The sequence below is a fragment of the Mesorhizobium sp. W016 genome, assembly GCF_054719485.1.
The window spans coordinates 4434856-4455602 of sequence record NZ_JBTTIF010000002.1; the positions used below are offsets into that span (position 1 = coordinate 4434856).

20 protein-coding genes, 1 tRNA gene and 2 pseudogenes are annotated in these 20747 nt (G+C 58.8%); 19 read left to right on the top strand and 4 right to left on the bottom strand.

Translation table 11 applies throughout. From position 1 onward, the window contains the following. Nucleotides 1–109 precede the first annotated feature (109 nt). From map to ACYG9V_RS22115, 4 genes are all read left to right on the top strand, one after another. Complete coding sequence (map, locus tag ACYG9V_RS22100; RefSeq protein ID WP_023681623.1) at nt 110–943, top strand: type I methionyl aminopeptidase; 834 nt, start codon at nt 110–112, stop codon at nt 941–943. 113 nt (nt 944–1056) lie between these two features. Beyond that, nucleotides 1057–1722: a JAB domain-containing protein gene (locus tag ACYG9V_RS22105; RefSeq protein WP_352763693.1), complete on the top strand. Its 666-nt coding sequence runs from the start codon at nt 1057–1059 to the stop codon at nt 1720–1722. A gap of 147 nt (nt 1723–1869) precedes the next feature. Next, nucleotides 1870–3123 carry a tyrosine-type recombinase/integrase gene (locus ACYG9V_RS22110; protein WP_352763691.1) on the top strand — a complete coding sequence of 418 codons (1254 nt, stop codon included), beginning with the start codon at nt 1870–1872 and terminating at the stop codon, nt 3121–3123. Nucleotides 3124–3162: 39 nt separating this feature from the next. Further along, nucleotides 3163–3232 (top strand) — tRNA-Ser (locus ACYG9V_RS22115). 70 nt (nt 3233–3302) lie between these two features. On the opposite strand, the gene ACYG9V_RS22120 is transcribed toward ACYG9V_RS22115, so the two are convergent. After that, nucleotides 3303–3737 (bottom strand): hypothetical protein, encoded by a 435-nt coding sequence (locus tag ACYG9V_RS22120; RefSeq protein ID WP_352763689.1) that lies wholly within the window; start codon nt 3735–3737, stop codon nt 3303–3305. 249 nt (nt 3738–3986) lie between these two features. Here ACYG9V_RS22120 and ACYG9V_RS22125 point away from each other — a divergent pair, with 249 nt between their 5' ends. From ACYG9V_RS22125 to ACYG9V_RS22140, 4 genes are all read left to right on the top strand, one after another. Then, nucleotides 3987–4238, top strand: coding sequence for a helix-turn-helix domain-containing protein (locus ACYG9V_RS22125; protein ID WP_352763687.1), 252 nt, complete (start codon nt 3987–3989; stop codon nt 4236–4238). A gap of 164 nt (nt 4239–4402) precedes the next feature. After that, nucleotides 4403–5059, top strand: a complete 657-nt coding sequence (locus ACYG9V_RS22130; protein ID WP_352763684.1) for a hypothetical protein — start codon at nt 4403–4405, stop codon at nt 5057–5059. A 5-nt stretch (nt 5060–5064) separates the two neighbouring features. Next, on the top strand, nt 5065–5748 hold the full coding sequence (locus ACYG9V_RS22135; protein ID WP_352763681.1) for a PIN domain-containing protein: 684 nt from the start codon (nt 5065–5067) through the stop codon (nt 5746–5748). 9 nt (nt 5749–5757) lie between these two features. Continuing rightward, a complete protein-coding gene (locus tag ACYG9V_RS22140; RefSeq protein ID WP_352763679.1) occupies nt 5758–6645 on the top strand; it encodes a HEPN domain-containing protein in 888 nt (295 codons plus the stop codon). A gap of 36 nt (nt 6646–6681) precedes the next feature. Here the strand turns inward: ACYG9V_RS22140 and ACYG9V_RS22145 are convergent, their stop codons facing one another. Continuing rightward, nucleotides 6682–8556 carry a DUF7380 domain-containing protein gene (locus ACYG9V_RS22145; RefSeq protein WP_352763677.1) on the bottom strand — a complete coding sequence of 625 codons (1875 nt, stop codon included), beginning with the start codon at nt 8554–8556 and terminating at the stop codon, nt 6682–6684. A 193-nt stretch (nt 8557–8749) separates the two neighbouring features. On the opposite strand from ACYG9V_RS22145, the gene ACYG9V_RS22150 reads away from it, so the two are divergent. Continuing rightward, complete coding sequence (locus ACYG9V_RS22150; protein ID WP_352763674.1) at nt 8750–10315, top strand: hypothetical protein; 1566 nt, start codon at nt 8750–8752, stop codon at nt 10313–10315. 201 nt (nt 10316–10516) lie between these two features. On the opposite strand, the gene ACYG9V_RS22155 is transcribed toward ACYG9V_RS22150, so the two are convergent. Together ACYG9V_RS22155 and traA are read right to left on the bottom strand one after the other, a co-directional pair. Then, nucleotides 10517–10732, bottom strand: coding sequence for a helix-turn-helix transcriptional regulator (locus ACYG9V_RS22155; protein WP_352763720.1), 216 nt, complete (start codon nt 10730–10732; stop codon nt 10517–10519). Nucleotides 10733–10861: 129 nt separating this feature from the next. Then, nucleotides 10862–13909: a Ti-type conjugative transfer relaxase TraA gene (gene traA, locus ACYG9V_RS22160; RefSeq protein WP_352763671.1), complete on the bottom strand. Its 3048-nt coding sequence runs from the start codon at nt 13907–13909 to the stop codon at nt 10862–10864. Between the two features lie 172 nt (nt 13910–14081). On the opposite strand from traA, the gene ACYG9V_RS22165 reads away from it, so the two are divergent. The 10 genes and pseudogenes from ACYG9V_RS22165 to ACYG9V_RS22210 form a co-directional block, all read left to right on the top strand. After that, nucleotides 14082–14408 (top strand): conjugal transfer protein TraD, encoded by a 327-nt coding sequence (locus ACYG9V_RS22165; protein WP_352763668.1) that lies wholly within the window; start codon nt 14082–14084, stop codon nt 14406–14408. A gap of 1 nt (nt 14409) precedes the next feature. Further along, complete coding sequence (locus tag ACYG9V_RS22170) at nt 14410–14655, top strand: conjugal transfer protein TraD (RefSeq protein WP_352763665.1); 246 nt, start codon at nt 14410–14412, stop codon at nt 14653–14655. 529 nt (nt 14656–15184) lie between these two features. Next, nucleotides 15185–15715 (top strand): Ros/MucR family transcriptional regulator, encoded by a 531-nt coding sequence (locus ACYG9V_RS22175; RefSeq protein WP_352763662.1) that lies wholly within the window; start codon nt 15185–15187, stop codon nt 15713–15715. A gap of 806 nt (nt 15716–16521) precedes the next feature. Then, nucleotides 16522–16803, top strand: a complete 282-nt coding sequence (locus tag ACYG9V_RS22180) for an HU family DNA-binding protein (protein ID WP_095089546.1) — start codon at nt 16522–16524, stop codon at nt 16801–16803. Nucleotides 16804–17104: 301 nt separating this feature from the next. After that, complete coding sequence (locus ACYG9V_RS22185; RefSeq protein ID WP_352763660.1) at nt 17105–17404, top strand: hypothetical protein; 300 nt, start codon at nt 17105–17107, stop codon at nt 17402–17404. Nucleotides 17405–17762: 358 nt separating this feature from the next. Further along, nucleotides 17763–18143, top strand: coding sequence for a serine protease family protein (locus ACYG9V_RS22190; RefSeq protein WP_352763658.1), 381 nt, complete (start codon nt 17763–17765; stop codon nt 18141–18143). 85 nt (nt 18144–18228) lie between these two features. Continuing rightward, entirely contained in the window at nt 18229–19476 is a 1248-nt protein-coding gene (locus ACYG9V_RS22195; protein WP_352763655.1) for a DUF3644 domain-containing protein, read from the top strand. 38 nt (nt 19477–19514) lie between these two features. Then, nucleotides 19515–19838: a DUF3223 domain-containing protein gene (locus ACYG9V_RS22200; RefSeq protein WP_352763652.1), complete on the top strand. Its 324-nt coding sequence runs from the start codon at nt 19515–19517 to the stop codon at nt 19836–19838. Nucleotides 19839–19902: 64 nt separating this feature from the next. After that, a pseudogene (locus tag ACYG9V_RS22205) lies at nt 19903–19977 on the top strand (ATP-binding protein); the annotation flags it as partial. 136 nt (nt 19978–20113) lie between these two features. After that, nucleotides 20114–20437: pseudogene (locus tag ACYG9V_RS22210) on the top strand (glutaminase); the annotation flags it as partial. Nucleotides 20438–20747: the final 310 nt, after the last annotated feature.

Consider the following 20747-nt stretch of genomic DNA (forward strand, 5'->3'; position numbering starts at 1 on the left):
AGTCCATTGCCGGCAGTTCTTCCTTGAACCTTGCGGCTTGCAGTGCCAAATCTGGGGAAATTTTCTAACGGGCTGATATGCGCCGCCCGCTTACAGGCAAACGGACACTATGGTCACCTATCTCGACGCCGCCACGGCACCCCTCAGGAACACCGGCCAGATCCGCCTCTACGGCGAAGAAGGATTTGCCGGCATGCGCAAGGCCTGCGATCTCACCGCGCGCTGCCTTGATGAACTGGTGCCGATGGTCCAGCCGGGTGTCACCACCGAGACCATCGACCGTTTCGTCTTCGAATTCGGCATGGACCAAGGCGCGCTACCGGCGACGCTCAACTACCGCGGCTACACCAAATCGTCCTGCACCTCGATCAACCACGTCGTCTGCCACGGCATTCCAGACAACAAGCCGTTGAAGGATGGCGACATCGTCAACATCGACGTCACCTACATCCTCGACGGCTGGCACGGCGATTCCTCGCGCATGTATCCCGTCGGCACCATCAAGCGCGCCGCCGAACGCCTGCTTGAAGTCACTCATGAGTGCCTGATGCGCGGAATCGCGGCGGTCCGGCCCGGCGCCCGCACCGGCGCCATCGGCGCCGCCATCCAGACCTATGCCGAGGCAGAGCGCTGCTCGGTGGTGCGCGATTTCTGCGGCCACGGCGTTGGCCAGCTGTTCCACGACGCACCCAACATCCTGCACTATGGCACCGCCTCGGAAGGCGTCGAGATGCGGCCGGGCATGATCTTCACCATCGAGCCCATGATCAATCTTGGCCGGCCGCATGTGAAAGTGCTGTCGGACGGCTGGACGGCGGTGACGCGCGACCGCTCGCTGTCGGCGCAGTACGAACACACGATCGGCGTCACCGAAACCGGCTGCGAGATTTTCACCCTGTCGCCAAACAAGCTCGACCGCCCCGGCCTGCCGCCGGTCAGCTGAAAACAAGATCGCCTCAAGCCGCAGCTTTGAGGCGCCGTCGCCGAAAAAACTCGACCGCGCGCTGCTTACCGCTCTAATCTGCCGTCGAAGCCTTCGGGGAGTGTGGGGGATGGATGGGGAACAGCGGTGACGACGAACGGGGGTTCTTCTCCGAGCGGTGGCTTGAACCACCGGCGAAGGACAAGGCACCAAGAGACAAATCGGCGGAGAAGCCACACTATCACGGCCATCGCGACCGTTTGCGCGAGCGCTTCGTTGCCGGCGGCGCGGACGCCCTGCCCGACTACGAACTTCTCGAACTGCTGCTGTTTCGCCTGATCCCGCGCGTCGACACCAAGCCGATCGCCAAGGCGCTCTTGGCGCGCTTCGGCACTTTTGGCGAAGTGCTTGGCGCACCGGTGGCGCTGCTGCAGGAGGTGAAGGGCATCGGCCCCGCCGTGGCGGTCGACCTGAAGGTGATTGCCGCTGCCGCGCAGCGCATGGCGCGGACCGAGGTTCGCGACCGCGAGGTGCTGTCCAACTGGACGCAGCTTCTCGCGTACTGCCGCTCGGCGATGGCGTTCGAGAACCGCGAACAGTTCCGCATCCTGTTTCTCGACAAGAAGAACGTGCTGATCGCCGACGAGGTACAGCAGGTCGGCACCGTGGACCACACGCCGGTCTATCCGCGCGAAGTGGTCAAGCGCGCGCTGGAACTATCGGCCAGCGCCGTCATCCTGGTGCATAATCATCCCACTCGTCCCTTTTCAATCACGCACGATCACGCTTTAGCACGTTGATACATATATCTTTTTCGACTTGTCGTAGAGTCGGACATTGTGGCATATTGGGGTCGGTTTTAGGGGGATCGAAGCCCGTTTTGAACCCAACCACAGACCCCTACTACCCGTCAGCCGATCCCACTCGAAAGCCTACGGGAGACCCCAGTGCCAAGCCTTACCGATGGAGAGATTCGCCACGCTTTGAAGCAGGTCGAGGAGACCAGTAAGCAGCAGAACCTTGTCGATGGCGAGGGTCATGGAACAGGCCGCCTCGTTCTAGTGATAAAGCCAATGCCGACCCGCATAACGGCGGACTGGATGGCCCAGCAGTGGCGAGACCAAAAGCGTCTCAAGAAAAAGCTCGGGTCGTATCCGTCAATGAGCCTCAGCCAGGCTCGCGAGATTTTCAGACGCGACTTCGCCGACATGATCCAAAAGGGACGCAGCATCAAGATAGCCGGCGATACGCGCCCCGGCACGGTCGCCGATCTGTTCGAGGCTTACGTCGCGTCACTTAAGGCCGATGGAAAACCGTCTTGGAAGGAGGCCGAAAAGGGCTTGAACAAGATCGCCGATTCGCTGGGTCGCAACCGCCCTGCCCGCGACATCGAGCCTGACGAGATCAGGGACCTCATTCGCCCGATCTATCAGCGAGGCAAACGGTCAATGGCCGATCATGTTCGCAGCTATATTCGATCGGCATACAGTTGGGGGCTGAAATCCGAGCATGACTACCGAACAACCTCGGTCCGTCGCTTTCGTCTCGTCTACAATCCAGCTGCGGGCATTCCAACCGAACCGAAAAAAGTTGGAACGCGCTGGTTGGACGAGGAGGAATTCATCCGTCTCTATCGCTGGCTCGAATCTCCTGATGCGCCGGTCCATCCCCCTTACACGCGTGCCGTAAGAATTCTTATGTTGACCGGACAGCGCGTCGAGGAGATCGCTCGGCTGCACGTCGATCAATGGGATGCGGCCGAGCGCATCATCGACTGGTCCAAGACCAAGAATGGAAAGCCTCACGCCATCCCCGTACCCAAGATTGCGGCCGAGCTTATTGGGTCGATCAAGCCGAATGAATTTGGTTGGTTTTTCCCATCGGCAACTGACCCGTCCAAGCCTGTCAGTCATGGAACACTCTATTCGTTCATGTGGCGCCAGCGCGATCGCGAGGTCATCCCCGTCGTGACAAACCGCGATCTCCGGCGAACCTGGAAGACGCTTGCCGGCAAGGCAGGTCTCTCGAAAGAGATCCGAGACCGATTGCAAAACCACACTCTGCAGGACGTCAGTTCCAAGAGCTACGATCGCTGGAATTACATGCCGGAAAAGCGTGCTGCCATGGCCCGGTGGGACAAGTTTGTCAGCGAGTTCCTGACGAGGAAGAAGCGTAAAGCCGGGCTCAAGGCAGCTGCCTGAGCTAGCGATTGCTTCTCCTCACCGCCATCAGCGGCGGAGGCAAAGCTTCACTGCAGGAACCAGGCTACGAATCTGGGGCGCAGGAGTTCGAATCTCTTCGGGTGCGCCATTTCATCCCAATCGATTTCTCTCAGCCTTTTAGCATTTGAGACGGACGGTGCCGGCTTGATTTCTAAAATTCAGCTGGTTTTCAGCCGTTTTGGAAAAACGGATGTTTCCGCGAACGATTTCGCAGTTTGGCGTACATGTTCCGCAGCCTCTTCCGCCTCCACAGAGTCTACGAGTTGGGCTGCTTGCTGCAGATGCCTCTTTATATCAGCGCGGGTGGTGAAGCGGTCCAACTGGCATGGCTGCAAATCGCCCGCGATAGCTTTCAGATCGCGCAATACGGAAGCGATGTGTGGCCAAGGGAAATCGGTCGGATCGCCTATATCGCGGTCCGCTCCGACGATCACCTCCAACTTGGCCAAGATGCCATCTAAGGACAAAGCTGAAACCTCTGGAAGCGCATCCTGAAGTTTGAGCGCTTCGGTCACGGCTAAGACTTCGGCCTCCCGAGCAACAGCGTACTGAACGGCGTCCGGCGCGATCACCGGCATGGGCTGCTCTTTCATTTCGCCTCTGGTCAATGCCTGAATTCCGGTATTGCTGATAATTCTCGTCTCCAACCGCTGCTGGACCCTGCAAAGCACCAGAGACGTATGTTGGGCACGATGCCATGCGGCCCAAGGGCGAGAGCTGGGTCATGTTTCATTGCTGCTGATGGCGTCATCTTGGATTCCTCCAATTCGACATGGCTAGGTCGTATCTGAATTTAAGATAACTGGAAATCAGATATAATTGAAGCCCTCATCTGGAACTGGATGAGGCCGGTGGTGAAAACGCTCGGAACGCTGCGCCACAAGTCATTGATCACGATGCTGATTCAAAAGCGTGAGGCTAGCGGGCTGACACAGACCGAGCTCGCGGAAAAGCTAGGCGAATATCAGTCGTTTGTCGCTCGACTCGAAAGCGGCCAACGCCGCGTCGACGTAGTCGAATTCATCGATCTGGCGGAAATCCTGGGGTTCGACCCTTCTGCAGCCATCAAGAGATTGGCAACAGAACCAAACTGACTCTAGCGAAGACCGCCCGAGCCGCTCGCGAGCGCGACACTCGATAGCGCCGTAGCGAGCGAGCGGCGGCTTTGCGCCTCACATCCCCCGTTCTTATAAAATACCCTATAAGCTGTCATTGCCGTTAGCGCGAAAGCGGTTAGGTGAGTGTTGAAAGAAACGATATGACAGCCAAGCTCGAAGTTTTCCAAGACATGGCCATCCGTGGTCCTGTAGCGAAACGGCCCGAGTTGCGCGAAGCGCTCATAGCGGCGGCTATTGAACCTTGGCGCGTGGATCTGGAAAGGTCGGCGGAGGTTGCGCGTAGCGCAGCGGCCTCGGAGGATGTCGTCCTTTTTCGTCGGGATGCCAGCCAAGACCATCCGGCGGCCGGACTGACTTTATGGGGAACCGAGGACGGTTATTATGTCCCAAACATCGTTCCCTTGGAGACGGGAAGCCTCACCTTTGCCCAATACAATGCCGTGCTCACGGATTTTATCGCGCGCATCGCTGCGCCAGTCACAGCCCGACACGGTTTCACGATCTCGACGACGGAACCTCGGCAAACACTCGACGACTGGTTGTCTCCCGACGCTGCGCTGAAGCTCAAACGCTTTTCCGGCGCCGCCAACAAGTCAACGGGAGCGAGCCACCCATCGGATCAACGTCGATGGTTCGAATTTCTCGTCGCCGTACATCGCAGCGGCGACAAACCCGGCACCGACAGGTTGGCTCGCTGGCTGCATGAAGTGGACGGTTGGGACGAGGACTCCGCCCACAATCTTGCAGGCGATTTTGAGACCGCGATTGCTCTTCTTGCCTACTACGAAGAGCACTGAGCCGGATGGACGCACAGGCGATTGCATTAGCGAGCGTTCCGGTGCTGTGCATCGATACATGCTCTATTCTGGACATCATGCGTGATCCTACACGCGAGACGGCAAAACCGCACGATAGCCAGGCAGCCATTGATCTCGTAGCGGCGGCGGAATCGGGGCGTCTCATATGCCTTATGGCGGAACAGGTAGCGATCGAGTTTTCCGATCATGACCAGCCTGTTCAGGATGAGGCCGTACGCAATCTCAAGAGGGTTCGGGAGCAGGTCGATCGCATCAACAAGCTTTCTGCCGTCTTTGGCGCACCAGGCAACGTCAACCTTGCGCATTTTGACGATCATGTCGGGCGTGCAAGGACGGTCGTCGGACGTTGGCTCGCCAGGCTCGGCAAGGTCACTCCCAGCCCTATAATCCCCGCCAAAGCATTTGCGCGGGTCAACGCTGGTATCGCTCCTGCGAGACGCGGCAAGGAGTCTTCCAAAGATTGCCTGGTCTATGAAACCTATGTTGAGGCCGTGTCGGCTTTGCGCGGCGCCGGGGTGACGACGCCGATCGTGTTCCTATCATCGAACACCAATGAGTATTTGACCGAGGCCAGGGTTTTGAAGCCTGACATCGCGGCGGAGTTCGGTGCGATCAACCTTGGCTATGCCCCCAATATGGGTGCGGCCAAATACGCGCTTGGCCTGTAAGGAAGCAGCGTGAGCGTCTCGGCATCGAAACACAATCTGGTTCTCGAACTCTTCGTCCGCACGGCTGACGAAAACTACATCACCGCGCGGTGGTGCGCGGTCAATCAGCTCAACACAGATTTTCTTTGGCTGTCGGTTCATGCGCTTGAGAAATATCTCAAGGCTGTGCTTCTGCTTAATGGCGGCTCGTCCCAACGCAGCGCCTCCGATCGGAAGCCATACAGCCACGACATCGTTCGGCTTTACGCGGATGTGAAAACTCTGGCTGGTGCGTTGCTACCAAACAATCTCGGAAAGCCAACTGACCTCGACATCCATCACTGGACCGACCGAACGCCCGAGCAGTTCACGGAACATCTGCTCCGAAATGGGAATGCCGACAATCGCTACCTGATCTACGGTTACGTCACCCGCAGTCAGGATTTGCACATGCTGGACGCGATGGTGTTTGCCGTTCGGCGTCTTATTTGCAGGTTGGACGAGCGGTGGCTGGCGAGCCGAGAGCCGGAAGCACCGACGTTTACGAATCGCGAACTGCTCGTCCGTCAGCCAGAATACTTTGGGCGTCTTTTCATGCCGCTGGACGATCTGATCGGCGCTCGCGAGGAATCGCCGAGACGCGCAGCGGCGTTGAATCTCAACATGGCTTTCGCGCCGGGTGACTATCAACACGAACCGCTCCGATCCGGCAGTTCGTCACGCAGTCCAGTCATCATACGCCGCATCCTCGATCCTTTGGAGAGTGAAGACCCCCGGTGGGCTGCGGAAGGCGTCGAGATCGCACGCTGGTTCCTCGCCAACGTGCAGGTGCCTAAGGGTAAGCCGGACGATCCCGGCGTCACAGAACAGATTGCGGCCGCCATAGAGGCGGCGCGGGCGAAACATGGAATTACCTGACATGGTATTACCTGACATGGTATTTGCTGGTCATGCTCAAGTGAGCGAGCGCAAACGGTGCCGCACCTCGTCCGCATGAGGCGCAAGCTGCTCAATGCAAAGCCGGTAGATAAACCAGCAGGCGTATATCGCATCCCGTCCGCCAAATACCCACTGATGCAGCAACCCGTGCGCCATTCTGTGGCGAAGCGTCGGCCCAGCCTGGTGGTCGAACATGTTTTCGATCTCGAACACAACGGCGTCGCCGATGAGGTCTTCCAGCGGTTTGCGCCATTCACCCGACGGATCGAGCAGCGTGGAAAGCGTTGCGCTCGATTGCGTCAGATCGGATTTCAGACGCGTCGTGTCCACATCCGCCGCCTTCAGCACATAGCGCAGGGAGTTTTCGAGTTGCGGCACGAGAAGATGTGCCGCCTCGATAAAATCGCCGTTGAAAAAGTGTGAGAAGCCGCGGCCGAAGAACGCTTCGTGGTGCGGCGGCACGAATGGGCTCATTGCCGCAAGCGTCGTCAGAACGCGCTCATCTGGGGCATGGTCGAAAACGATCTGATAGCGGCCCGGCTCGATCTGCCCTGCCACGACCAGTCCACGCCTTATCTGCTCGTGCTGGATGATCTGCACCCGAATGTTCGCCTCGTTGGGAGGATTCGCGAAGCCGCCGACAGGTGGCGTTCGCGAGGCGGGCTTGAAGGTCTCATCATAGATCACCGAGGCGAACAGGCTGCCAAAGGGAGATCGTCCAATGGATTCCTCTGCCTCACGACGCAGGTCTGCGACGGCGGGTGAGCGGCTTTGGACGGCGTAGATGAGAAGTGCGTCCGCCAATTCCTTCCCGCCCAATTGCGCTTTTGTCCCCTCCACAATCTCGGAGATGTCGGTCGAGGATGCGATCGGCACCATGAAGTCGGCGATGTCGCCCTGCGTGCGCACCAAACGCGCTTGCAGATCAGCGCGCCTGGCGTTCGTGCCTCGAACTCGTCGCAACATCGCAATCGCCTGCTCAAGCCAATGAGTCTCATGCATGGGACTCTTGGTCATACGATCGGCTGTTTCGATGAGACGCTCCGCGACCTTAACCAGCGCCCGATCGGCATCGAGTTTTCGGTCCGCACGCGCATAAGGGCGAGCGGTCAGACGCCAAAGCTGTTCAGGTCCGCTTGTGTCGCCCGTAGCGGCCCTGGAGACGGCAAACGCTTCCGTCGCTTTGGCAAGACTAGCGGCCCGTGTCGTGTTGAAGTCCAGTTCCAGATCGCTCGCCCGCACGAAACCGAACACGTCTTCGCGCTTCAGCGCCCGCTGCCGGACCTTCTTGGCGAGTGAAACGAGATCATCGGTTCGCCCGCCGCCCCAGCCAATCTGCCGTTGCAGGACGCAAGCACGGCGCAGCAGATCGAGCGCGCGGGGGTCGCTCGCCTCGTTGCGGCGGCTTCGCATCTCGGCCCTACCAGCCAAGAGGCGGCCGACACATTCGATATAGCCGTCGATCGCCAATCGCGCGGCTTCGTGGTGCTTGGTGTTTACCCATGCGAGATCGGCCAGCCTCGCTTTGAGAGCCGGGTGATCGACTTGGGCCGCCAGCTCGCCGAGGACCAGCGATTGCTTACCTCGATAGCTCTGGGGCGTTGGAGTAGATCCCGTCGCCCAAGCCATGAGGGGGGTAAACGGTTTCAACGGCTCGTTTGCCTGTAGGCCCATCGAGCAGACACCGCCCAGGAAATTATAGACGGTTGCCTTCTCTCCGTCGCCGGCCGACTCGGCCGCGTCGCGCGCCGTGGAATAGTGTCGCCACAGTACCGAGCAATCGACCGAACGCTCGCCAGAGATCGGCATCTCTAGGTCGGCCGCTAGAATATCCGCGAGCACGATCAGAGAAGGTTCGGATTTCTGTTCAGTCTGCTGAGTGTCGGACATGGATGGAAACTCGGTAGAGGCTTCAGTGATCCTTGCACAGTAAAGGCCTGCCACGCGATGGCCGCCGTGATAGCATAGACATAGTTCTCGTATTCACCGGCGCGGTGCGCCAAATATCGCCGATTACCCTCCGGCAGTGCTAAGGTCTCCGGCCGTTTGAACGATTCGATGGTTGGACGCCGTGGCAACTCTAATGGAGAAGATCAGAGCCCGTGAGGCAGAGCGAACCAAGCTCATTCAGTCGCTTTCCTACCTCAACGTGCCACAGGCATTGCAGATGTTCTGGGCAGTTAACATGCTGCAGTCTGAGAATCCACCGGCCGACATTGCCAGATATCTGACCTTCCCTGCCTCAGCGGCCGGAGCACCTATGGGCTCCCCCAACCACGCGCTGAAATGGGAGATCGAGAACGTTATCCTGCTCATGCTGGCGAACCCAACCAGCGGGCTAAAGTCCGCTCATCCATCGGAGTTTCGAAAATTCGACACCGTCTGCAAAATACTCAATCAATACAAGACGGCCAAGATTGCCGAGGAGCGCATCCTCATTAGCGACAGGACCGTGCTGGAGGAAATGCCTCGCATGGCGCTTGAGCAGTTTATCTGGCAGCGGGAGTTCTTCCACAGCCAGCGCATGCACCTGTATTACTTCATCTATGGCCAAGGCTCCTGCGCTGCCTATTTCGAGCAGAAATACGGGCTTCCCATCGACCAATTCGCATTGAACTGCGTCGGGCTCTACTCCCACGCGCAGACGACCGGATGGCACCTGAAGCCCAGGTTACCCGAGGAGGACATTGGCCTGCGGTGGGACAGCATGGACCTGACCATTGACCTGATTTCCAAGGAGCTTTTCACTCTGCGGGAATTGACCCGCGAGCGCATCGATACCCTAACAGCCGCCAACAAGTCCAATCTTGCTTACCTGCCTAGCACTTTGAGGCAATTCCCAATCGTCTCTTCGGTCGCGGTGGGGAAGAAGTTCATTTCCCCCTTCCCGCAGCTCATCATATTCCGCGCCACGTCGGGCCTCTATTTCGACCTGTGCGACGGTCCTAAGACGATGATGGACGAAGCGCGGGAACGGTTCGAGCAATACGGCAAGATGCTGATCGAGGCGCGGTGCCCGAGGTTCAAGGTCTCGCGGGAACAGCTGTTCGGCACCAGGAAGCGACCCTTGAAGACGCCAGACCTCCTTGTGCAGGATGGCGACAAAATCAGCGTCGTCTTTGAATGCAAGGCCACCAAGCTCACGTTCCAGGCTCAGTATGCCGAGAACCAGTACGAAGCTGCGTCGGGCGCTTACAACCAGATCGCCAAAGGCATGTCGCAGCTGTGGAGGTTTTTCGCACGAGCCCGCAATGGCACTTACACCCACATACCGGTGGCGCCGGACGCGGTTGGCGTGGTCCTCACCCTGGATTCATGGTTCGCGCTGACCAGACAGCATCTGCCCGCCATCCGCGCCAAAGCCGTGGAACTTTGCGCCGACGAGCCGGATATGCTCCCCGAGGACATGAGAGATATCGTATTCTGCTCCATCGATGACCTGGACGACTTGCTGGCAGTGTCGGACGAGGATCAGACGCTGGAGGTTCTTCGCAAAGCGCTGCTGCCCCAATACGAGGGTTGGGAATTGGCAAACATCAGGCGCCCAGCTTGGGAAGAACCGCTGGAAAGGAAGGCCTATCCCTTCCATGTTGCCGAGGTGCTCCCGCTTTGGGATGAGGTCGGAGGCGAGCGACGCCAGCGCGACTAGCGGTTGGTGCGCGAGTCTGAAATCGATTCACACTGAAGGAGATGGAATTTTGATGTCAGCTTATAGGGCAACAGCGGAACGGCCGCGCCTGAGCATCACGATTGCGTAAGCCGCCAGTCCACTCCCGGCCCATTCCCAGCCGTTGAACTTGCCTCACAGAGGAGTGTTCAACGCCCGCAGCAAGGTGCCACTCCACCGCCACTAGTCGCTGTTTTTTCGTGATGCGCAGGTGTGCCATGAGACAGGATCAGCGACCCACCGATTGATGTCGGACTCCCTCCATCCCGCACCGTTTAAGCTGATCTTGATTTGGGCCGGGAACGTGCCTTCGCCGATTTTTCGGTACATTGTCGAGCGGGACAAGCCAGTCCGCGCGAGAACCGTCCTAAGGCGAATGATACGATCTGGTTCAGGCATGGCCGCCTTGCCTTTCGCTGAGAGCATTTGGCACCCACTGGAACCAGACAGGACAAACCAAGGCTCGCGCGCAAGCAGATTTGTCATCTTATTGATCTAGGGAGTGGGAACGGCGGCAAATCGGAGGGTTTAGATTCCTATACCACGGCCGCTGCCAATACCGTGATTGAACGCGAGTTCTACACCCAGCCGCCGACCGGATTCGACCTGGATGCCAAGCGCTGTCTTATGATTAGCAAGGACGGATTCCAGCTGCGGATCGCGTTCGAGGCTCTTGGCCATATCGGACATGGCCGAACGCGTTGACTTGTAGCCGGACATGTCGCCGGACTGATATTGCTCCCGTCCGGTACGGTCGAGCTTTTGCCAGCGTTCCACGAAACGGTCGGCGCGGCGGCCGGGATCGAGGTCCATCCCGGTGCGGATTTCGGTTTCAAGCTGAAGCGCGAGAACGATGCGATTGACCCGGCCGGCCCCCGCCTCGCGGACAAGTTCGGGATTTTTCACATAAGCCGCTTCGGCATCGCGCCAGCCATACGGCCGCACCTTCTCGAAAGCGTTACGGGCATCCCTCAATTCGCGCATCTGCTCGGGACTGCCCTGCCCGTCCGCATTTCCAGTGCTGAGGATCGCGTCGAGCGCGCGCGCGTGTCGCACAAGCGCCTTCGTACGAGCACTGCGTAACGCCGCTTCCGCGTCCACCGGCACATTCGTGTCGCGCGGCACTCCAGTGGCAGAAGGATCTCTTTCCGGCGTCCGGACTGCATCTCCGATCCGCACCCCAACATCTTCCCTTCCCGGCACAAGCCCACGTTCCTGGCTGGGGTCGCCGTCACCGGGAGAGCGCAACCCGTCCAGCAATCCGCCATACCTGTCGCGCAACTTCTCCGGAACGATCCGGCGCACGATCTCGACCACGCGCTCGCGGAACGTGATGCCGCGCCGCTCGGCATAGCTCCGCGCCGGGTCAACCTGTTCGTAATCGGACGCCATGTCCTTGGCGCGGTCCCGTGACAGCGTGCGGTCCAGCCGGTCCCGCGTACTGAAGTCGTCGCCGCCATAATGCAGGTCCATCCTGTCTCCATGCCGCGAAAGCGCAACGTAGCTGCCATGCGCATCCATGCCCGGCGTTGCCAGGACATGGGTGCGGTCAACCGTCATGCCCTGAGCTTTGTGAATGGTCGCGGCATAACCGTGGTCGATGTGCGCGTAGTCCTTCAGGTCGAAACGAACCGATCTGTCATCATCGGTGCGCACGGTCATGCTCCGTGTGCTGACTTCCTCCACAATACCGAGCGTACCGTTCTTGACGCCGAGCCCGCGCTCGTTGCGCAGGAACATGACCCGGTCGCCGCTTGCGAAGGCCCTTGCACCGCGTTCCACATCCACGTGAACATCGTCGCCGAGATCGCCGGCAATGCGCATGCGCTCGCGCGCTGCGTTGTTGAGTGCACGTACCTCGTCGTTTGTATGGGTGAGGATGATCCGGCTCGCCTCTGGATGCGCCTGCCTATCGCGATCCCAGCGCTCGACGAGTTCATTCCGCGCTTCGTCGCGCGTTGCTGCCTGATGCACCAAGCCTTGCGCGTCGTAGGCGCTGATCGCGGCGCCGATCCTGCCGGTTGCCAGATCGCGCGTGGCGTCACGCTGCCAGTCCTCGCGCTGACGGCGCACCTGGCCGATTTCGACGCCGCCGTGTCGCTCGTGAATCGAGCGGAATGCAGCGCCGGCTTCGATCGCCTGCAACTGCTGCGGATCGCCGACCAGCACGACCTTTGCGCCAACGTCCGCCGCATGGGAGAGCACGCGCTCCAACTGGCGCGTGCCGACCATGCCGGCCTCGTCGATCACCAGGACATCGCGCGTGGTGAGCAGATCCCTGCCTTGTCCCCAGCTATGCTCCATACTGGCGATGGTGCGTGACGGGATGCCTGAACCGCTCTCCAGATTCTCGGCTGCAATGCCTGAGAGTGCGGCGCCCCGAACCTCGTAGCCCGCCGCTGCCCATGCCTGGCGTGCAACGCCCAGCATTGCGCTTTTTCCCGTTCCGGCAAAACCGACAACGACACCAAGACCGCGACCATCGGTGATGTGCGCAAGCGCATCGGTCTGCTCGCGTGACAGGGCAAGCCCGTGCTGGTTGGCGTTCGCTAAGGCTGACTCCCGATGCGCGTCACTCACCGCGTGGCGCGCGTCCACATCCATACGCTCTGCCGCGCGGTGAAGGCGCTGTTCGATTTCGATCATCTGCCTTGTGGTGAAACGGTCTTCGCCGCGCCTGTCCTTGCCGAGTTCGACCAGATCGGGTGCGTTGCTGATGGCTGCCACGACCGCGTTGAACTGCTCCATTCCATCGCTGTGCCGATGCGCAAACTTCGCCATGTCTTTTCGGGTGAAAGTCGATTGCTGATGCGTGATGGCATCCAGCGCCACGGATGGATCGGCAATGATGCGCGCGCCATTGTTGCGCGCGATCTCGCGATGCAGTTCGGCGCGATCTGCTTCAATGCCGCCAGCGTCAAGATTACTAGCCTCAATGCGTTGCGCTGACGCACCAATCTGCGTCTGCGGCTCCAGCGCAATGCCCTGCGCTTCCAGACTGCGATGATCGATGCGGGCGTCGATGTCGAGTTCGGCCAGGCGTTCATTGGCCAGCTCCGCCCATCGCTCGCGCCAGCGCTCGACCAGCTGGGTAGCATTCCAGTCGCGCACCTTCGCCCCAAAACCGTTCTCATCGACGGAGCGCATGGTGAGCATGACATGAGCATGCGGCTTGGGGCTGCCATCCTCCGCCCTGTCCCAGTGCACATTGAGATCGGCCACCATGCCCTTGCTGACAAACTCGACTTGCACGAAGTCCCGCGCCAGTTCGATGCCTCGCGCCTGGCTGAGTTCACGCGGCAGCGAAAACTCGACCTCGCGGGCAAGCTGCGCATCCTTGCGGACCTCGAACGCCTCGACATCGTTCCACAGCCGTTCGCGGTCGCGCCAGGCCTCCGGCGCATCCTCCGGCAGCATCACCTCGGAATGGACGACACCGCGTTTGCTAGAAAAGTCCTGCACACGATCGATGCGCTCATCACGCAATCGCGACGCTGAGCGGTAGGCGGCGGACGCGACTGCGCTTGAGCCTGCCTTGCGGCCAATGACCTTGACGTGAAGATGATAGATCGCCATCGCGACCGGATCATTTGCACGGCAAAGCGCACGTCGGCACGACGTATAAGCGCGCCCTCCCTCGAAAAAATCTCGGGATGGACCAGCCCGTCCCGGGCGGTGTCGGCAACCCTGAAGCCTTCCGGAGCGCGCTCGCCTATCATCGCCGCATCGACAATCAATGGAGACAACCATGCGCAAACCACGGGACTTTGACGCCGAACTGAAGGCGCTGGAAGAAAAGGCGCGCGAGCTCAAGACGCGAAAGATGCAGCAACTTGGTGAACTGGTGATCGCCACCGGCGCCGATCAGCTTACCACCGACGAACTGGCCGGCGCGCTGGTCGCAATCGCTGAGACGAAAGACACCGCAAAGCGCGAGGCATGGGCCAAGCGTGGAGTGATGTTTTTCGAGAGCAGGCCCCGGCGAACTGGTTCGGAATCTCAGCGCAACCCACGCGGCGCTCCAGCGCAACCGGGCAGCGCGCAATCGCCGGCAAGCGACACAGGCTCGCAATGACATGAGGACGTGGCAGGTCGAGCGTCGCAAACGTACCCGGCAGCTCATCGAACTCGGCGGCCTCGTCGTCAAGGCAGGCATCGTTGATCTGACCAACGACGATCGCGCAGCCATCTATGGAGCGATGCTTTGGATCGCCGCTAAGCTGCAAAGCCATGAAGGCGAGCAAGCACGAGGATTATGGACTGCGAAGGGTAGGCAGGCGTTCGATGGGGAATGGCGCGGAGAGCAAAGGGGGAAGCGATAGTCGCATTGGTCGGCGCGAGTGACGGCCGGTGCGAAGCCCGAACAGCAGACTTCGCGATGCGCCAACGCCGCAGTCACGCGCTTGCGCAGGAAGCTTTCGCGATCGTCGTCGCTACCGGCGACAATCTTCTCTCGCGAGCTTTGAGCCAGATGATGAAGGGTGCAAGGCTGGAGTAGGCGAAGCTCGTCAAGGCAGGCGCTGCACTATGAGCAACTTCAAAAGCCAGATCGTGTTCCCTCGAAACTTCCCACGCCCCACAGTTGCGATCATGCACACTGCGCGTTGATACAACCTTTATAGCCAGGGTGCGGGCCAGCACTGCTTTGGACAGCTGGAACAAGCGGAAAAGCGCCTCGCTTTAGATGCGATCGGCAAGGGCATTCCAGCCGACGGGATGACAGAAGCGAAACTACTCTTGTCATGTTGCGCAAGAGGCGTGGATTTTACGAAGAAATGTACTATTTGCGTCATGGGCAGGCCAAAACATCAAACGTCGCTCAATTCATCCGATACAAAAAAGGGAAATCATATGACCGCTGCTCTCGAGCAAGGCAACAAACTGGATACCGTGTCGATAACGGCTGACATTGTCGCCGCCTATGTATCGAACAATCCAGTACCGGTTGGCGAGTTGCCGAAACTAATCGGCGACATCCATGCCGCCCTGAATGGCATCGGCACGCCGGCGGTAGAACCTGTGGTAAAACAGGATCCGGCAGTTTCGATCAAGAAATCGGTGACACCTGACTTCATCATCTGTCTGGAAGACGGAAAGAAATTCAAATCGCTCAAGCGGCACCTTCAGCAATTCAACCTGAGCCCCGACGAATACCGGCAGAAATGGAACCTGCCCTCCGACTATCCGATGGTGGCGCCGAACTACGCGGCCACCCGGTCGGCTCTGGCGAAATCAATAGGGCTCGGGCGCAAGGCGGCGACGCCCACGTCTGCCGCGGCAGAAAAACGCAAACCGGCCGCGCGTGCGGCGGCAGCGAGAACAGCTGCGACAGCCATCAAGTCACCAGTGAAGAAGGCGCGCAAGGCACCGGCCAAAGCCTAGCGCGCGGCACTTGGCGGACGTGCCAGGCATGACCATGGCAAAGCCCCGCCTTGCCAGGCTGTGTGGAAACGATTGGAGGCTCCGGTTTGACCGGAGCCTCTCCTCTTTTGGTTTCAGGCCTCGGCGGCATTGATGTTGATGGCGCGCAGCATGTTGCAGGCAAGCACGGATAGCGCCATTTCGGTTCTGCTTCCTTTGAGGGTTCTGGTGAGGAAACGTCCTCCTGCCATCATCCGCTTGATGGTTTCGAAGGGACGTTAGGCGGCGCAGCGTCGCCTGGCCATGAGATCGGGAGGCTCTGGCGTTCGTTCGGCTGAGCGCATCCTCGTCCAGATGGCGCTTGACGAAACGGCGCTCGGCCGTGGTGCATTGCGGACTTGAGAGCGCCGCTCGACCAGTCGAGCGACACATAGGTCACGTTGCGCTTCTTGCGACGCAATTGCTTGCGGACCAGCGTGCGGCCCGCCGGGCAGCGTAATGTGTCGGTGTCAGCCGTGACGATTTCCTGTCTCACGCCGATTTGATGCAAGTCTGATTTGAGATCGAAGGCGAGGACAGCCGCGTCACACCTGTTCCTCCACCGCATGGCCGAAAGTTCTCGCGCGTCTCACGAACGTGAGGCATCGCTGCGAAAGGGGGCGTCTGATGCCGAGGTGATGCGCTGCGTGACTCTCGCGATAAGAGTGTTGGAAACTCCCGGTTCGAGCATTGGTTTGCACTGGATTCCGTTCCTTGAAGCGATGACAGTGTGGAATTGCCTGTGCCATAAGGCCAATCGTTGAACCAACTCAGAAGGGATGGAAACGATGGCTGTAAACACTATCGATATTGCCGAACGCCTTGCAGACGCGCACGGCCTGTCGAAAACCCAAGCGAAATCCGTGGTCGAGGATGTGTTGAAGGGCATTGCGGAAGCCGCTGCCAAGGGCGAGGAAATCAGCCTCAATGGCTTCGGCAAGTTCAAGGTACAGAACAAGCCAGCACGTGATGGCCGCAATCCGTCGACTGGCGCCACGATCAAGATCGCCGCATCGAAGAAGATCGTTTTCCAGCCGGCAAAGGCTCTCAAGGACTCGGTGAACGGCTGATCATTTAATGACGATATATCTCGTCTGATGGTAACGCGCTGTCCTGTTGGGCGATGGTGTTTCATGCCAAGATCATCAGCTTCTCATTGCTGCCGTTCTTAGGTCGAGGTCCCCGACCGCACCAATGGCGCGGCCGGAAATTCTCCAACAGAAATGGCCGGAACCGCGCGGCGGCTCCGGCCGTCGCGCTTACTCGACGGCAATTTGAAGGGTTCGCCCCCCTCGGCTAGGCGCTGCGGTCGGCGCGCGCAGCGTTCGTCGTGTCCGGCTCCGGAGCTTCCGGCTCCAGTTCAGTGCGGCCATGGCGATCCTTCTTGCGACCATCCTTGGGGTCACCAACGTGAACAGCTACCGGGCCGCTGTTCAACAGCTCGACCATTCACCGTTTTGCGACCAGACCAAGTCGTCGCTCGGCATCGCAATGGAATTGATGGACTTCGGGAGCGTCTATGTTGGCGATCCGAATATGCGTGCCGTCCAGGACGATGATGTCGCCATCGAGCACGACCAGCCATCCCGCAAGCATCAAGACAGCAAGAATGGTTGGCATTGCGTTTTACAATCGTTTGCTAAGTCGTTGATTCGTATGAATCACACCTAAGACGCTAGAATCTCAACGATAGGGTTAGCTTCCCAAGCTGAAAGTCCTGCCTTAAAACGCCCCCCATGGCCTATAGATGGAGAACTCCAGATGATAACCACAAATATAATTCACAGGGTTTTTCAGATAGGATATGGCCAAGGAACTGGCACTGCTTTCACAATAGACTTCAATGGAAATGAATACCTCGTGACTGCAGCGCACGTACTCCCTAAAATAGAAAATGGCATGCCGATATATATACGCCGCGAATTGGATTGGGTCGAGCATCCTGTTTTATGGGTTGCAATGGCAGCAGATGGCTTGGACGTGGCAGTGTTGAAGATTGGGGCAAAACTTACACCAAAAGATCTACCAGTTGACAGGGCTGATTTACGGGCAAGAGGTATATTTTCTCGGATTTCCCTTTGGGTGGACAGGGCACTTTCACACTCACGACGGCTATCCGTTGCCTTTTGTGAAGCGTGCCACAGCTTCCCTTTTCGACCCGGTACTGCTTTATTTAGACGGACATAACAACCCCGGTTTTTCCGGGGGGCCTGTAGTTTTCCACCCTCCCAATCAAAACGATTTTAGAATCGCCGGTATTATAAGCGGCTACAGGACGGCGACTGAGGTGATAAAAATTGGCGAGATCGTAACGGAATTCTCTACAACCGTTAACACAGGAATTATTCATTCATATCCATTGAAATCGCGTTGGAACTTATCAAAGCAGCGGGCCTATGAAGATTTCTGAATAACGTTTTAGATACTTCTGACTTGGCCGCCTTGCGCGCTGGAAAGCAGTGTTCTACGGGTATAGCGAAAAGGGGGCAGCGGCTATGCCGGTGCGAAGGCGCGGCAACAAACTCGAAAATTGGGAGATCGCGCTAGTTCGGCGGATGATCGCTGACGGGCGATGGCCGAACGAACAAGACATTCTTGCCTATTTCACCCGCCCGACCCGGTCCATAAATCATCGCGCCATCGGCGAAGTTAGAGGGCGGAAGAGAGGGCCGGACATAGAGGCCGCGACTGATGACGAGCTAGCCGCGTTTCTAAACTCATGGCCTGGGATCGATCCGGAAACTGGGCTGAGCCTCAAGGGCGACGAACTGCTGATTAAGGCGCGTGAATCGATGATCGCTGCGGTTCACACCTTCAACAGCGCTGGCCTCACCTTTCGCGCGGAACTATTTATTGTGACCGCGATAATCGCGTGGACCTATCTCCTGCACTCATGGTTTAAGCGTGAAGGAATCGACTATCGATACAAGCGGCTGGTGAACGGAGAAGTTGTCTTTGACACGACCCCGAGCGGCGCTGAAAAATACTGGGAACTCGGGAACTGCCTAAAGCATACTCTTTGCCCTGTTAAAATGGGCGCAAAGGATAACTTGGAGTTCCTAATCGAGCTTCGCAACGAGATCGAACATCGGTCCACAAGCCGGATTGACGATACCGTAAGTGCGAAACTCCAAGCGTGCTGCATCAACTTCAACGATGCGATCAAGGAATTTTTCGGTGATCAATTCGCGCTGGAACGCCGCCTTCCCATCGCGTTGCAGTTCGTAACTTTCAGCCCCGATCAGCGGGCCATTTTAAAGAAGGCCGGTGACCTCCCGCGCCACATCGAGACTGCCATGGATGAGTTCGAGCGGCATTTGACAGCCGAACAGAGAGCCGACCCACGCTTTGCCTTCCGGGTGTTCATGATCCACAAGACAGCTAACCGTGCTCCGGGTGCCGATCTTGCGGTGGAGCTTGTCCCGCCAGGGTCGGAATTGGATGCGAAGCTCAATGTCGTCCTCAAGGAGGTGGACAAGAAAAAGTACCTCCCAAGTGAGGTCGTGCGGGCTATGCAGGCCGAAGGCTGGAACGGTTTCACGCAGGATAGCCATACGCAGCTGTGGAAGAAACTAGACGCCAAGAACCCGGCAAAGGGCTATGGCGCTGTCGCCGTTGGGAAGACGTGGTGTTGGTATGAAACCTGGCTTAAACGCGTCCGAGAAGAGTGCGAGCAACGGCCCGATCGATATCGAAAGCCTAAGATGCCTATGCATCCGGGTGATATGGGCAACCTTTTTTGACACGACAATCGCGCGGGAACATAGGAGGGATAACAACCATGGCTAAGCCAACTCTGTTCAGCAATGGCATGAAGTTCGATAAGGCGGGGGATGCTCAAACGCACTTCCAAGCCATCCTCAACGACGGCGAAATGCAAACTCGCCTATCAGGTGCCGAGCATACGGCTTTGGATGCGCTGTTTCGGGATTACTGCGCAGCTACTGAATGGCCAATGCCGGACGAGCCAGTTAGCTATTTTCGGGACTGGGTTCGCGCCGAAGGGAGAAGTACAAAAGGCTTCTACGTCGAATACGCCAACGGTAAGGTTGACGACTTCAGCTACATCAAAGCAGTGCGTGCAGTCGCGAACTGGAAGCGCTAGGGCGTCATCGCGACGGCGCTAACCGCTCGCCGAAATCACCACCGAACCCGCCCTACCCTCGCCGCTGGACCGTCTCACCCACCACTGCGAGATCATCGAGACCGGAAACGAATCCTGGCGCTTCAAGAACCGCGCCTGATCACCCCATAACGCTGATCCGCACTCGCCGGGCTGCACAACCCCGACCAGTTCCGCCCGGCGAGCGCTGACCGTTGTGCCCTACGAGGGGTCCCTTTTGCGCGCCGATCCGGGGTCCCCATTCCAGGCCGATTGACATAGAAATGAGTTGCGTGCAGTTGGCTCAAGCCGGGCGCTTCCTGATTGGCGCCGGCAAAACCGGCCTTATCTCGGCGGACAACGTGCGGCGGATCAATGCGCTAATGATGACTTGCGGCCATTACGACGGCTCGGGGGATTTCGCCTATCGTGTCGGCTTGCCAGCCAAGAGTGGCGTAGGCGGTGGTATATTGGCAATTGCCCCTCGCCGCGCCTCCATCGCCGTCTGGTCGCCCGGGCTGAAGGCGCAAGGCAATTCGAAGCTTGGCACCATGGCCGCCGAAATGCTGGCTGACCGGATGGGCTGGTCGGTGTTCTGCTAGGTCGTGACCTTCGGGATCGTAATACACACACACAGTCGTCAACGACTTTTGCTCCAGAGTTGGAGCGCGCTTTTCGAGCAACCAGCCTGGACTGAACCAGCGTAGCGTACCGTAACAAACGGGGCTATGGCTTTCTCTTGAACGGGACATGCCCGAGGTCGACAGGCGCAGCGCGAGGTCAGCGGCAGCGATCGGTGAAACTGGGGCGCTCGGCCCCGACAGCGTTGGTTCGCGTCGTCAATCGCGGAGTACCTGTCGGTTTCGGCCGTTCCGGCGCCGACACGGCGAAGATCAATGCCAGGAGGAAGCG

Bases quoted from the DNA above. Each gene is read 5' to 3' on its own strand.
- ACYG9V_RS22145 (WP_352763677.1), bottom strand. From the start codon at position 8,556: ATGTCCGACACTCAGCAGACTGAACAGAAATCCGAACCTTCTCTGATC.
- ACYG9V_RS22185 (WP_352763660.1), top strand. From the start codon at position 17,105: ATGGCGATCCTTCTTGCGACCATCCTTGGGGTCACCAACGTGAACAGC.
- ACYG9V_RS22200 (WP_352763652.1), top strand. From the start codon at position 19,515: ATGGCTAAGCCAACTCTGTTCAGCAATGGCATGAAGTTCGATAAGGCG.
- ACYG9V_RS22105 (WP_352763693.1), top strand. From the start codon at position 1,057: ATGGGGAACAGCGGTGACGACGAACGGGGGTTCTTCTCCGAGCGGTGG.
- ACYG9V_RS22150 (WP_352763674.1), top strand. From the start codon at position 8,750: ATGGAGAAGATCAGAGCCCGTGAGGCAGAGCGAACCAAGCTCATTCAG.
- ACYG9V_RS22175 (WP_352763662.1), top strand. From the start codon at position 15,185: ATGACCGCTGCTCTCGAGCAAGGCAACAAACTGGATACCGTGTCGATA.
- ACYG9V_RS22120 (WP_352763689.1), bottom strand. From the start codon at position 3,737: ATGAAAGAGCAGCCCATGCCGGTGATCGCGCCGGACGCCGTTCAGTAC.
- ACYG9V_RS22180 (WP_095089546.1), top strand. From the start codon at position 16,522: ATGGCTGTAAACACTATCGATATTGCCGAACGCCTTGCAGACGCGCAC.
- ACYG9V_RS22195 (WP_352763655.1), top strand. From the start codon at position 18,229: ATGCCGGTGCGAAGGCGCGGCAACAAACTCGAAAATTGGGAGATCGCG.
- ACYG9V_RS22125 (WP_352763687.1), top strand. From the start codon at position 3,987: ATGAGGCCGGTGGTGAAAACGCTCGGAACGCTGCGCCACAAGTCATTG.
- ACYG9V_RS22165 (WP_352763668.1), top strand. From the start codon at position 14,082: ATGCGCAAACCACGGGACTTTGACGCCGAACTGAAGGCGCTGGAAGAA.
- ACYG9V_RS22170 (WP_352763665.1), top strand. From the start codon at position 14,410: ATGAGGACGTGGCAGGTCGAGCGTCGCAAACGTACCCGGCAGCTCATC.
- map (WP_023681623.1), top strand. From the start codon at position 110: ATGGTCACCTATCTCGACGCCGCCACGGCACCCCTCAGGAACACCGGC.
- traA (WP_352763671.1), bottom strand. From the start codon at position 13,909: ATGGCGATCTATCATCTTCACGTCAAGGTCATTGGCCGCAAGGCAGGC.
- ACYG9V_RS22130 (WP_352763684.1), top strand. From the start codon at position 4,403: ATGACAGCCAAGCTCGAAGTTTTCCAAGACATGGCCATCCGTGGTCCT.
- ACYG9V_RS22135 (WP_352763681.1), top strand. From the start codon at position 5,065: ATGGACGCACAGGCGATTGCATTAGCGAGCGTTCCGGTGCTGTGCATC.
- ACYG9V_RS22155 (WP_352763720.1), bottom strand. From the start codon at position 10,732: ATGCCTGAACCAGATCGTATCATTCGCCTTAGGACGGTTCTCGCGCGG.